General features: G+C 39.6%; 10 protein-coding genes. 5 read left to right on the plus strand and 5 right to left on the minus strand.

Annotated elements, in window-relative coordinates; translation table 11 throughout:
* Nucleotides 1-724 precede the first annotated feature (724 nt).
* A complete protein-coding gene (locus H5116_RS03320) occupies nucleotides 725-1,582 on the minus strand; it encodes a tetratricopeptide repeat protein (protein ID WP_182715561.1) in 858 nt (285 codons plus the stop codon).
* Nucleotides 1,583-1,693: 111 nt separating this feature from the next.
* Between H5116_RS03320 and H5116_RS03325 the strand changes: the two genes are divergently transcribed.
* Nucleotides 1,694-3,004 carry a M20 family metallopeptidase gene (locus tag H5116_RS03325; protein WP_149606414.1) on the plus strand — a complete coding sequence of 437 codons (1,311 nt, stop codon included), beginning with the start codon at nucleotides 1,694-1,696 and terminating at the stop codon, nucleotides 3,002-3,004.
* A gap of 76 nt (nucleotides 3,005-3,080) precedes the next feature.
* On the opposite strand, the gene H5116_RS03330 is transcribed toward H5116_RS03325, so the two are convergent.
* The 4 genes from H5116_RS03330 to pomA form a co-directional block, all read right to left on the minus strand.
* Nucleotides 3,081-5,021, minus strand: a complete 1,941-nt coding sequence (locus H5116_RS03330; protein ID WP_182715562.1) for a DNA topoisomerase III — start codon at nucleotides 5,019-5,021, stop codon at nucleotides 3,081-3,083.
* Between the two features lie 45 nt (nucleotides 5,022-5,066).
* Complete coding sequence (locus tag H5116_RS03335) at nucleotides 5,067-5,573, minus strand: hypothetical protein (RefSeq protein ID WP_182715563.1); 507 nt, start codon at nucleotides 5,571-5,573, stop codon at nucleotides 5,067-5,069.
* Between the two features lie 212 nt (nucleotides 5,574-5,785).
* Nucleotides 5,786-6,706, minus strand: a complete 921-nt coding sequence (locus H5116_RS03340; protein WP_024597196.1) for a flagellar motor protein MotB — start codon at nucleotides 6,704-6,706, stop codon at nucleotides 5,786-5,788.
* A 2-nt stretch (nucleotides 6,707-6,708) separates the two neighbouring features.
* Nucleotides 6,709-7,476, minus strand: coding sequence for a flagellar motor protein PomA (gene pomA / locus H5116_RS03345; RefSeq protein ID WP_024597197.1), 768 nt, complete (start codon nucleotides 7,474-7,476; stop codon nucleotides 6,709-6,711).
* Nucleotides 7,477-7,797: 321 nt separating this feature from the next.
* Between pomA and H5116_RS03350 the strand changes: the two genes are divergently transcribed.
* The 4 genes from H5116_RS03350 (at nucleotide 7,798) to H5116_RS03365 (ending at nucleotide 13,210) form a co-directional block, all read left to right on the plus strand.
* Nucleotides 7,798-8,040: an exodeoxyribonuclease VII small subunit gene (locus H5116_RS03350; RefSeq protein WP_002961738.1), complete on the plus strand. Its 243-nt coding sequence runs from the start codon at nucleotides 7,798-7,800 to the stop codon at nucleotides 8,038-8,040.
* A 2-nt stretch (nucleotides 8,041-8,042) separates the two neighbouring features.
* Nucleotides 8,043-8,930 carry a (2E,6E)-farnesyl diphosphate synthase gene (gene ispA, locus H5116_RS03355; RefSeq protein ID WP_182694442.1) on the plus strand — a complete coding sequence of 296 codons (888 nt, stop codon included), beginning with the start codon at nucleotides 8,043-8,045 and terminating at the stop codon, nucleotides 8,928-8,930.
* Between the two features lie 105 nt (nucleotides 8,931-9,035).
* Nucleotides 9,036-10,898, plus strand: a complete 1,863-nt coding sequence (dxs, locus tag H5116_RS03360; RefSeq protein WP_182715564.1) for a 1-deoxy-D-xylulose-5-phosphate synthase — start codon at nucleotides 9,036-9,038, stop codon at nucleotides 10,896-10,898.
* A gap of 200 nt (nucleotides 10,899-11,098) precedes the next feature.
* Nucleotides 11,099-13,210 (plus strand): hypothetical protein, encoded by a 2,112-nt coding sequence (locus tag H5116_RS03365; RefSeq protein ID WP_154903652.1) that lies wholly within the window; start codon nucleotides 11,099-11,101, stop codon nucleotides 13,208-13,210.

Below are 13,210 nucleotides of genomic sequence, written 5' to 3' on the forward strand. Positions count from 1 at the left end.
AATCTGTACGAGTGCCCACACAGATGATTGCTTTATATTGTTAAAGAACGTTTTGAGTCGCTTTAGCGTCTCAAGGGATGCGAATAATACACCCTTTATTTTTCGAGTCAACACTTTGTTTTAAATTTTCTTTTTAGAAGATTTAAAACCGAAGTTTTATTTAACTCTCTGAGCATTTCGTGCCTCGCTATGCTTCGTCCGCTGCGCGTCGCCATATCCCGTCTCAGTGGGGTCGCATTATAGGGAGCGGCGGATTTTACGCAAGCGTTATTTGCATAAAATAGTAATTAAAATTAAGCCCCAAGCAAGCACACACGATAAACACAAGTTACCCACAAAACCCTGTTGATAACTCTTGTTTTTACATAGCTAAACCATACTAAAGATATTAATTAAAACCTTAAAAATGCAAAAAGCACCTTATTTAGGTGCTTCTCAAAAGTAATAGTTATTAGAATCTAGGGTCTGTTTATCTTTCAATGTTAAATTTGCAGCAGCCTGTTTGGTATTCAGGCAAGGCAGAGCCTATGTAGTGTGGTTACTCCCCATAAATAGGCGATAACGTAGCATTAATGCCAAACAGGCGCTGCCCAAAGGGTTCTTCCTAGGGGCTATTTACTCTTTGTTACTCGGTTTTTACTTAGCCCACTAGGTTACAAATCTCGCGCCGCGATTAAACACCCCCTAGTTTGAACAAATTTCAATCCGCAAAGAGCAACAGACCCTAGTATAAAATACTGTATAACTTGCGACGATACTTAGCTGCGAGTGCGTCGCCATCAGGTAAAGAGGCAATAATGGCTAAAAAGCTTGGTTTTGCTTCGTTGAAGTTCAGATCTTTTTGGAGAACTGTAAACAGTACATCCAATGCTTCTTCTTTTCTGCCTGCTTCATTAAGTAAAATACTGAGCTCTTCTTTTAATTCTAAGTCATTTGGATACTTTTCTACTTGTTGTTGCTTTTCTTTAATCTCTGGTGAATCTTTTGCTTCAAGCGCGGCTTCGCATTTTGCTTTTATATTATTAAAGTAAGCATCTTGCTCTTGTGCATCTATTGTATTTATAAGCGCTTGCGCTTCATCTACCTTGTGAATTTGAATACATATGTCTGCTAGCACTAACTTGATACGTGCATTACCGCTGTCTATTTCATAAGCTTGCTTTGCATAATTAAATGCAGCATTTAAATCTGACTTTAATAACGCTTGCTTTGCTTGCTCTAATAGTAAGTCTTGTTGCGCAGGTAAATGCTTTGCTAGGGCTTCGCGTATTTGCGCTTCGCTTTGAACACCTGCAAGTAAATCTACTGGTGCGGAGTCTTTTAATAATACAAGCGTAGGCAGTGTTTGCAGACCAACTTGTTGCGCAAGTTGAGAAGCGAGTGCTTGTTCTGCATCGCAATCTAAGTTTGCTACTACTATATAGCTTGCATTTTCTGCTGCTACTTTATCTAAAATTGCAGCCTGTCCGATGCAGTCAGGACTTTGAGGAGAGAAAAAGTTAAGCAACACCAATTTTTGTTGTGATGTTTCACCGAGTACTTGTTGAAGGTTTTGCGCATTAATACTAACTATGTTGCTCATTGAATTGATTGCCATATTCGTCTATTTAGGTTTTTATATGGTGGTGAACATAATAATTACAAGTCATATACCTAAATCACTCGGTATACATATTCAACAATAAGGGAAAATATGAAATTAACTTACCTAAGTGCAATACTTTTATTAGCAAGCCCATTAGTACAAGCAAATGGACTCGATTTGAATTTAAGCAAAGCCATGCCAGCTATTGAAAAGTTTTACCTCGACTTACACCAATCCCCAGAGCTTTCTTATCACGAACAAAAAACAGGTAAAAAGATAGCAGATAGATTAACTCAGCTGGGTTTTAAAGTAACAAGTAATGTAGGTGGCTTTGGAGTAGTTGGTATTTATAAAAATGGTGAGGGGCCGACAGTAATGATCCGCACTGATACTGATGGCTTACCTATTATTGAGCAAACAGGAAAATCCTATGCCTCAAAAGTCAAAGTAATAGACGAGCACGGTGCAAAAGTAGGTGTAATGCACGGCTGTGGCCACGATATCCACATGAGCTCTTTTATTGGAACTGCAGAGCAGTTAATTGCTCATAAAAAACAGTGGCAAGGTACATTAATGATGGTTGCACAGCCTGCAGAAGAAGTAGGTGGGGGTGCTAAAGCGATGTTAAGCGAAGGACTATTTAGTAAATATGCAAAACCTGATCATATAATTGCTTTACATGTAAGCGCTAGCGTCCCCGCTGGTAAGGTATCAATGAAAAATGAATACACGATGGCAAGTGTAGATTCTGTCGATATTACAATTAAAGGTAAAGGTGGTCATGGTGCTTACCCTCATACAACTATAGACCCAGTGGTTATAGCTGCACGCACTGTACTTGCTTTGCAAACAATCACAAGCCGAGAGCTTTCACCGCTTGAGCCTTCTGTGATTACAGTGGGGTCTATTCATGGTGGCTCAAAACATAATGTGATTTCGGATGAAGTAAAACTACAACTCACTCTTAGAAGCTATAACCCCGATGTAAGAAGCGCTCAAATAGCAGCAATAAAACGAATCACCGCAGGTATTGCACAAAGTGCTGGCTTAAATGAATCTAACTACCCTGTAATATATGTACATGAAGATGAATCGATTCCATCTACTTATAATAACCCTGCACAAACAGACATTGTTAGAAACTCTATTGCCAGCGCAATTGGCGATACTAATGTACTTGAAACACAAGCTGTAATGGCGGGTGAAGATTTTGGCCTATACGGGCGCACCGATGAAAATATCCCTATCACCCTCTTTTGGCTAGGAGGCGTAAACCAAGCACAATATGCAGATTCAATAAAAACAGGTGAGGTACTCCCTTCTCTACACTCTAGTAAATTTGCACCAGATTATAAAGTTGCTATTCCTACTGGAATAAAAGCAATGAGTAACGCTGCTGTTGCTTTATTTAATAAGTAACCTGAATTCTGGATAATAAATCTATCTCAAACAGAGTTCAGGTTGAGTAATATCGTTTAATAAAAAAGCTCTGTTGCTAACTAGCAACAGAGCTTTTTTTATAACTCGACTTTTTAAAGGTCGCTTTTCCACCTCGTTTAGCAAAACGTTTTTTAGGTGAGGTTTTTGGTAACTTCGCAAATGCATTGCTATCGCAGTTTGCTGCTAATTGAACAAACCCATTTAGGTCAGCAAGTAAAGGCTGTAAAAATTGCTGATAACTCATTGCCTGCTGTGCAATATCACCTAAGCTCGACTCCCACTTTGCGGTTAAATCAGGACTCGCTAAACCTTGTGGTAATACGCTAATAAGAGCAAGTCCCGTTTCGGTCGCTCTAATTGACTTACCTTCACGTTTTAAAAAACGCCGCTTAAATAGCAACTCGATTATTCCCGCACGTGTTGCCTCCGTACCTAAACCATCAGTGTCTTTTAATACTTTTTTAATTTGTGGATCTTTAACATAACGGCTAATGCCCGTCATCGCAGCCAACAATGTGGCATCGGTAAAATAAGCAGGGGGTGATGTATGCTTTTCGACTACTTCGCCTTTATCGCAAAAAAGAGGCATACCTTTTGTTAAAGGAGGTAGCGAGGCTTCATCTTTTAATTCAGATTTACCCATTAACACCTTAAAACCCAAGCTTACATCTTGCTTTGCATTTGCCTTAAAAAGCCCACCAGCAATAATTACCTCAGCTTTAGTTTCGTTATATATATAGTCGGGATAAAACTGAATTAAGTAATGACGGCTTATTAATTGATATACCTTTGCTTCGTCACCGCTCAAACTCGCTGACTTTAACTGCTTAGCCGTAGGCACAATGGCATGATGGGCAGCTACTTTTGAATCGTTAAAACATTTACTATGCTTTTTTACATCAGCCCCGTTTACTAATTCACTGCTTTGCCCCCCATTTGCACTTATTGCCTTTAAAATAGCAGATGCTTCTTGATGGTGATCTTTAGGTAAATAACGATTATCTGAGCGTGGGTAAGTAATTAGTTTATGACGTTCGTAAAGTATTTGGCAAATATCCAATACTTTTTGAGCTGGCATACCAAATGCTTTAGCAGCATCTATTTGCAGAGCAGATAAATTATAAGGTAATGGAGCACTTTGCTTTTTTTGTTTTTGGTCGAGTAAAGTAAGCTCAGCACTTTGCTTTGTAATACGTGAAGCAACGTTTTCTGCAAGAGCTTTGTTAAGTATTCGCCCTTCTTCATCTTGATGTGGCTCACATGCTTTGCTTGGAACCCACTTAGCTATGAATGGTTGATTATCAGGAGTAAGCAAATGCGCCAATACATCGTAAAAAGGCTTAGATACAAAGTTCGCTATTTCGTTATCTCTATTAACAACAAGACCTAAAATAGGGGTTTGTACTCGCCCTACCGAAAGTACATTACCAAACCCTGCTTTTTGCCCTGCTAGTGTGTATGCACGCGTTAAATTCATACCAAATAGCCAATCAGCACGAGAGCGCGCTAAAGCAGATACACTTAACGGAATAAAATCTCGATTAGAACGCATAGTACCCAGTGATTTTTTTACTGCGGACAAATTTAAATCACTAATGAGTAAACGTTGCGTACTCTGCTTTTTAGCCTGACTTATTTTGGCTTCTTCTATTACTTGATCGACTAGTAGCTGGCCTTCACGGTCTGGATCGCCAGCGTGAATAAGTTGCGAGGCCTGTTTAATTAATTTTTTTAAAACAGTGAGCTGTTTGCGAGTTTTGGTTTTGGCTTTTAACTTCCACTGTTTAGGTATTATAGGTAAGTGTTCAAACTGCCATTTTTTAAAGCGCTCATCATAGTCATCGGGTTCTGCTTGTTCTAGCAAATGCCCAATACACCACGATACACAATCGCCATTAGCGACTTCTATATAACCATCATGTTTTTTATGTGGTTTTGGTAAGGCATCAGCAATTGCTCTGCCTAGTGATGGTTTTTCTGCAATGTAGAGTTTCATGGGAGTCGCTCACTCACTGTTTATATAAACAGTAGTTTAGCACAGCTATATTGAAGGTGGGGAGTTTTCTATTTTTGACTTTACACTACCTTGCTTAGTGAAAAGGATAATTAAAGGTAAATAGCATACAACCACCGTGGCAATATTGATAAATGGCATTAGGGTCTGATAAATAACGGTACTGTAAGCTAAATCCCACAAATGGCGGTCAACTAATCGGAATAGTTGTAATATAGGTGCGCCAATAACAACTAGTTGCCCAATAACACATTGCCATAAATAAACTTTATCCTTTATACCCCAGTAAGCTATAAGTGCCATCCAAATAATATCTGTGATCGCCCAAACTAAATAACGATAAATATAAATGTCATCAAACGCTCGTAGGCTTGAAGCAGTTAGGTTACCAAAGAGGAAAAAAGCTGCGGTAAGTAATACAAATCGAAAGGCTAGGCGATCTTTAAATACAAAAAATATAAAAATAGCCGGACTTAGCATTAAAACCCAGCTTTTGCTTAAAATACTAACAATATATAAAAACCATTCAGGCAAAATACTCTGCCCTATTTTGTTTTTTTATCGTCATCAGTACCATCACCATTACCCGGCATGTCGCAATATTTATTGATTATTTTCACAGGCACTCCATTACATATGTTAAGGAAATGTACTGTAAGCTAAAATGACGAAATTGCCAAGATACTTAAGGCAATTAAGTACCTTAAATCAAAACAAACATAGTGAAATATAACACAAGCAATAACTTAGCGCACATCAATAGGAGCAGACTCTTTAGCCTTACCTTGCAGGATTGATATTTCTACTCGACGGTTTCTTCGGCGATCTTCATTTGAATCGTTTGGAACAAGTGGACGAGTATCAGCTCGCCCCACTACCATCATGCGGTTTTTATCAAACCCTTGCACCGTTTGCAGCTCGCTTGCTACAGCTACAGCTCGCTTTGACGATAAGTCCCAATTATTAATATATAGCTCATTCGATACCTGAAAATCGTCGGTATGGCCAGATACAGTTATTTCGCCAGGTACATCTTTTAACAGTACACCAATATCTTGAATTATGGGTTTAAACTTAGGTTGTAAAAATGCACTACCCGAAGGAAATGAACCATTCTCTCTAATACGAATAATTATTTGCTGCCCTAAAGATTCAAGCTCAATTGCACCATCTATTATTTGCTTTTCAAGCTGCTGCGCGATTTTTTTAACGAGCTCGTTAGTTTGTTCCTGATCGGCCGCTGAAGTTGCTTGCTCTGACGATTGCTCTTGAGAAGTACTACGAGATTCGCCACCACGTTTATCCCCGCGTTGTTCTTGCCTGCCGCCAGCTGAGCTTTCATCTCCAGCCTGAAACTCTAACATTTGTTGAGTCATTTCGACTGTTTGCTGCTGAATGGTTTCTATTGGGGTTGGCTCTGGTTTGCCTGGGGTAAACTCCATAGCAATAACAGAGGTACCTTTAGGGATATCTTTTACTTCAATTTTATTCTGCACACCAAAAGCAAACTTCATAGAGCCCGCAATTTGTTTAAACTTAAGTACATCCATTTCTGAAAACGCAAGCAAGAGTACAAAAAAGCACATTAACAGTGACATTAAATCGGCAAACGTTCCCATCCATGCTGGTAGGCCTGGTGGTGGGCATTTGCACTCTTGATCAGACATAATTACTCCTCGGTATCTACTTTGCGTTTAGATTCAGCTAAGTAATTTTTCAAAATACCTTCGATAACTTTTGGATTTTGGCCATCTTGTATACCTAAAATAGCATCTAAAATTAAACGCTGATTCATAGCTTCTTCGTCTTTACGCAGTTCAAGTTTTACCTGAATAGGAATTGCCACAACATTGGCTAAAAACGCACCATATAAAGTTGTTAAAAGCGCTACCGCCATTGCCGGGCCAATTGCTTTTGGGTCATCCATGTTAGATAACATTGCAACTAAGCCAATTAGAGTACCAATCATTCCCATTGCTGGTGCAATATCGGCTAATGACTTAAATAAGCCTGCACCCATTTCATGTCGAGTAGTGGTTAAAGAGATGTCTTTTTGAAGTGTGGCGCGAACAACATCTGCGTCATGGCCATCAACAAGCATGTCGACGCCTTTGCGCATAAATGGATTTGGGATTTCAGCTTCTTCGAGTGCTAAAAAGCCCCCTTTACGAGCTGAATCAGCAAGTTCTACTGCTTTTTCAATAAGTTCTTCTGGCGTTTCAATTTTAAACATAAACGCTTTAGCAACAACTTTACCTATACCCAAAAACTGCGACATGGTGAAATTTGATAAAACAATGAAAAGTGAACCACCAAATACAATTACACTAGAAGGAGCATCGGCAAACATAGCCATTTCACCGCTACTACTCATAAACATAGACATGACAATTAAGCCAATTGCGCCTAGGATCCCGATTATGGTTGCTAAATCCACATTTCCTCCAGAAGTTTCATGCTTAATGGCCTTATCATAAACTTTTATTATTAACTGCTTATCGGCAACATATTGAATTGCTTAAGCCATTTTTATAAATAAACATAAAAAGCAGCCTTTAGCACTATTTTAGATCAAGTTATAAGGGCTACCTAATTATCAATTGATTTATTAAACTAACAGACCGCTATTAAGGCTTTATTAATACACTTGAAATATAATTTAACGTTATAAAGGTAAAAAACCAATATCATCCTTTGACCTAGTTTAGCATTCCCCCTAAAATTGACCCCTAAATTTATTATGTAAGCTGAAATAAAGATGGCGACTAAAAAACCTGAAAACTTAAGTTTCGAACAAGCACTAGAAGAATTATCTACAATCGTTAGTGACATGGAACAAGGTGACTTATCGCTTGAGCAATCGTTAAAGCAATTTGAGCGTGGAATTGCATTAGCAAGTGCTTCATCAGGTAAATTACAGCAAGCAGAACAAAAAGTATCAATTTTGATGGGGAATGGCGAAAAGTCAGTTCTTACGAATTTTGATAATGATATGGAATAGCTGTGAGCATAAATAATTATATCGAACGTGCTCAAAAAGATGTAGTAGCGACCTTACAACAGCATTTTAAACAGTCTCTCGATACTGAAGAAACAGTCAAGAACGCCACCCAGTATGGATTATTTAATGGCGGTAAAAGATTACGTCCATTTTTAGTTTATGCCACAGGTAAAATGCTCGGTGCAAACCAGCAAGACTTACATGTACTTGCAGCTGCAATTGAGTGTATCCATAGCTATTCGCTAGTTCATGATGATTTGCCCGCTATGGACGATGACGACTTACGCCGTGGCCGCCCTACTTGCCACATAGAATTTGGCGAGGCAAATGCAATTTTAGCCGGTGATGCCCTACAAACACTCGCCTTTGAGCTTATTGCGAATCACAAATTTACATGCTCGTCGCAAACACAAGTAAAAATGATTGCTACGCTTGCCAACGCATCAGGCCTTGAGGGCATGGTAGGCGGACAAGGTCTTGACATAGCAGCAACAGATAAAGTAATTACCGTACAAGAGCTTGAGCGAATACATAAGCTAAAAACCGGAGCTTTAATTAATTGTGCAATTACACTTGGTGCACTGTGCAGTGAAAAGGCAGATCAACAAACCTTAGAAAATTTAAGCATTTTTGGGTATGCTATAGGGCTGGCGTTTCAAGTACACGACGACATTTTAGATGTTGAAGGCGATACGGTTACTTTAGGTAAACCACAAGGCTCCGATATTGCCGCGAATAAAGCGACATATCCGGCGTTATTAGGTATGCTAGGCGCTAAAGAAAAGGCGCAAAATTTAATACAACAAGCCCATGAAGCGTTGGCAAATATAGATGCTGACACAACACTTCTTGCGTCGCTAGCAAATTACCTAATTGAGCGTGACCACTAATTTTTGCTCATACGTATTGCAATTAGCACTGACATTATTACTCAACATTAATTATTCGTAAAAGCTTTGAATGAATTAATGTTAGCGAAGGATATATATAAAACCATGACACTTGATAGTAGCAAGTATCCATTACTTAATTTGGTTGACGAGCCAGCCCAATTGCGTGACTTAGCGCAAGACAAACTCCCTGCATTTAGCAATGAGCTGCGCGATTATTTACTCAACTCAGTATCGCAAAGTAGCGGTCATCTAGCGTCTGGTTTAGGGACGGTTGAACTAACCGTTGCGCTACATTATGTTTATAACACTCCAGACGATCGCCTAGTTTGGGATGTGGGTCACCAAGCTTATCCACATAAAATCCTTACAGGTCGTCGCGACCAAATGCACACTATTCGCCAAAAAGACGGTTTGCACCCTTTTCCTTTTCGCGATGAAAGCCAATACGATACGTTTAGCGTAGGTCATTCAAGCACCTCTATTTCAGCTGCCTTAGGTATGTCTATTGCCGCCCAAAAAGAAGGCAAAGGTCGAAAATCTGTAGCCATTATTGGTGACGGAGCTATCACCGCAGGCATGGCATTTGAAGCGATGAATCATTTAGGCGATGTAAAATCAGACATGCTTATTATTTTAAATGATAACGAAATGTCGATTTCAGAAAATGTTGGCGCATTAACAAATCACTTTGCCCGAATTTTATCAGGTAGCTTTTATACTAACATTCGTGAAGGCAGTAAAAAGTTACTCTCAGGTGTGCCTCCGGTAAAGCAACTTGCCAGTAAAATGGAAGAGCACATTAAGGGCATGATGATCCCGGGGACCTTCTTTGAAGAATTAGGCCTAAATTACATAGGCCCAATTGATGGTCACGATGTAAACATGCTTGTAGATACATTGCGTAATATGCGTAATTTAAAAGGCCCACAGCTTTTACATATAAAAACGCAAAAAGGTAAGGGCTACAAACCGGCTGAAGCCGATCCTATTGGCTACCATGGTGTACCAAAATTCGATCCGAGCACAACTAGCCTGCCTAAATCTAAACCTAGCGCTGCTACTTTTTCAAAAGTTTTCGGCGATTGGTTATGCGACATGGCAAAGCAAGACAGCAAGTTAATGGCTATTACGCCAGCAATGCGCGAAGGCTCTGGCATGGTACGTTTTTCTAAAGAGTTTCCAGATCAATACTTTGATGTGGCCATTGCAGAGCAGCATGCTGTTACTTTAGCAGCTGGTTTTGCTTGTGAAGGTTTAAAACCTGTTGTTGCTATTTACTCGAGCTTTTTACAACGTGCGTATGACCAATTAATACATGATGTTGCACTGCAAAACTTACCTGTATTATTTGCCATTGACCGCGCTGGTATTGTTGGAGCCGATGGTGAAACTCACCAAGGTGCGTACGATTTAAGCTTTATGCGCTGTATTCCAAATATGGTAATTATGGCACCAAGCGACACCAACGAATGCCGCCAAATGCTATACACCGGTTATAAAGAAAACTGCCCTGTTGCAGTTCGTTACCCTCGAGGTAGCGCAGGTACTGCAGACATTGAAAGCACTATGCAACTGCTCGAAATAGGTAAGGCAGATACAATTAAGAAAGGCAGTAAAATTGCCATTTTATCGTTCGGTACATTACTTGAAAACGCCCAGCTTGCAGCTAACGAATTAGATGCAACGCTTGTTAATATGCGTTTTATTAAACCACTTGATACTGCACTTTTAAATGAGCTTACTACTAGCCACGATACCTTTGTTACGCTTGAAGATAACGCGATTGCTGGCGGTGCCGGCTCTGCAGTTAATGAATACTTGGCAACGCAAAAAGCTGATATTAATATCCTTAACTTAGGTATTCCTGATGAGTTTATTAAACACGGCACGCAAGATGAAATGCACGATGAAATGGGATTAGGCGAGCAAGGAATATTAAACGCTATTAAGGCGTTTATCGCTTAAGCTATTTACTTAGTTTATTAAAAAGGAGCCTCAAGGCTCCTTTTTTTGTTTTTAATTTTAACTTTTTTGCATCCAGTTTCATTTTATAGCCGTTATTGATATGAGGTTAACATGTAAATAATCAGTGCCGCTTAGTCTATGCCTTATGAGCAAGCGCGTTATTTACCTACATTTGATGGAATATTTAAAAGGTAAAAATGATGAATAAAGCTAATTTAACAACTCATTCAACACAAAAAAACACACTTAAACACACGCTTAGTTTTTCAGCTTTAACACTTGCAGTATTAATCGGCATTACAGGCTGTAGCTCAGACGATGGTGAAAACGGCGTAGATGGTATTGCAGGCACCGATGGACAAAACGGTACCGACGGTACAAATGGCAACCCTGGTTTTGCATCAGCCACATTAATTTTGGCAAACAATGGCGAGAGCAATACAGGCACTATCGATTTAATTAACCAAAACGCCTCTAAACTAAAAACCTTTAATACAACAGCTAACGAAGGCGTTGCATTTGATAGCTTAGGTAATTTATTGCAAGCAAGCGACAGCGAAAATGGCAGTATTAAAACTATTTGCCAGCTTGCAAATCGTAGTGACGGCGCAACCTATACAGCTAATACAGATCGCGAAATAACAGGTACTAACACAACACTGGTAAACCCTAAAGGAATAGCTGTAGCACAAAAGAGTGGCCTTGTTTTTATTGCTGACTTTGGCGCAATGCAAGTAACGACTTTTGGCGCTACAGCCGCGGGCGATGCAGCGCCTTTAGGCACAACTATTACAGAAGCGGCGCCGTGGGATGTTGATTATGATGAATCTAACGACCGCCTTTATGTAGCACTAACAAATGGTGATGTAGCCGTTTATGATAATTTTGTTGGTGGTGAATTTGCCGCAATGCCAAGCCGCACAATTACTCCAAGTAATAATGATGGCACGCAAATATCTGTAAATATTCACGGCATTGTTTATGACTCAAATACTAATAAACTTGTTTTGTCTGATGTAGGCAGTGCCTCAGACGCAACCGATGGTTCGTTATTTGTAATTAATAATGCTTCAACTGCAGAGGGCTTAGTAAGCGTTGCACGAAGTATTGCCGGTCCAGCAACAATGCTTGGTAACCCAGTTGATATTAGCCTTGAAGGTAGTGACTTACGTGTAGCTGAAAAATCAAATGATGCTGTTCTTGTGTTCAGCAATATATTTTCAGGTGAGAGCGGCGATATCACTCCTGATTTAGTTACCTCAACAATTAAACCTGAGTCAATTACTAAACTGGGTATACAAAATGAGATGGCTGATATTTCAGATAGTGATACCGCTAATATGGCGCTGCTAGGTGTTGCTGTAAGTAGTAATCCGGGCACTGCAGGTGAAACAACTGGGCAAATTAGTCGATTAAGTTCACAACTTAACACAGAAATTGGCAACTATAATGCAAGTCAAACTATCGAAAGTGTAACTTTTGATAAAGCGGGTAATAGTTATACAACGTTCGATAACAGTACAACCTCAATTGGCGGTATTGTTATTTCAAATAAAGTGGCAATAAACAGAGATGGGCAAACTTATAATACGAACCAAGACAGCATTATTACTGGTTCGAATACAGGCCTTATATCTCCTAAAGGTCTTGATGTGGCTTCTGATAGCGGTATGATTTTAGTTGCAGAAAATAATGCAGATACTCCAAGCATTTCAATATTTTCAACTTGCACCACAGGGGATGCAAGCCCATTAATGACGCTTACGTTTGCAAACGATGCTCGCCCTTGGGATGTTGATTACGATGCAAACACTGATCGAGCTTTTGTAGCACTAACAAATGGAACCGTTGCTGTATTTGACGAAGTTAAAAGCAAACTAATGGCTGGTAGTACTAATATTGCAGTTGAGGATAGGCTTATAACGCCAGCAAATGCAGGTACAGCAGTAGCAGCACCAAGCAACATGCACGGCATCGACTACGACTCGCTAAGTGGCTCGCTAATACTCTCTGATGTTGGTAGCGCAGCAGTTGCTGACGATGGCAAAATATACGTATTGAATAACGTAGCAACTGCATCGGGCTTGGTAAACATAAGTACCACTATTAGCGGTCCAAATACCCTACTGGGTAACCCTGTTGATATTATGTATACCGGAACAGATTTATACGTAGCTGAGAAGTCAAATAATGTGGTTATGCGATTTAATAATATTTTAAGCAGTGCAGGCGGTGATATAAGCGCCGATACCAGTACGGCATTTACAGCCCCTGAGTCGATTGCAATATTACCAGCTTGGCTTAACAAATAG

The sequence above is a fragment of the Pseudoalteromonas sp. SG45-2 genome (assembly GCF_014164115.1).
In the GTDB taxonomy this organism is placed as follows: Bacteria; Pseudomonadota; Gammaproteobacteria; order Enterobacterales; family Alteromonadaceae; genus Pseudoalteromonas; species Pseudoalteromonas distincta.

Bases quoted from the DNA above. Each gene is read 5' to 3' on its own strand.
- H5116_RS03340 (WP_024597196.1), bottom strand. From the start codon at position 6,706: ATGTCTGATCAAGAGTGCAAATGCCCACCACCAGGCCTACCAGCATGG.
- H5116_RS03320 (WP_182715561.1), bottom strand. From the start codon at position 1,582: ATGAGCAACATAGTTAGTATTAATGCGCAAAACCTTCAACAAGTACTC.
- H5116_RS03365 (WP_154903652.1), top strand. From the start codon at position 11,099: ATGAATAAAGCTAATTTAACAACTCATTCAACACAAAAAAACACACTT.
- H5116_RS03350 (WP_002961738.1), top strand. From the start codon at position 7,798: ATGGCGACTAAAAAACCTGAAAACTTAAGTTTCGAACAAGCACTAGAA.
- H5116_RS03325 (WP_149606414.1), top strand. From the start codon at position 1,694: ATGAAATTAACTTACCTAAGTGCAATACTTTTATTAGCAAGCCCATTA.
- dxs (WP_182715564.1), top strand. From the start codon at position 9,036: ATGACACTTGATAGTAGCAAGTATCCATTACTTAATTTGGTTGACGAG.
- H5116_RS03330 (WP_182715562.1), bottom strand. From the start codon at position 5,021: ATGAAACTCTACATTGCAGAAAAACCATCACTAGGCAGAGCAATTGCT.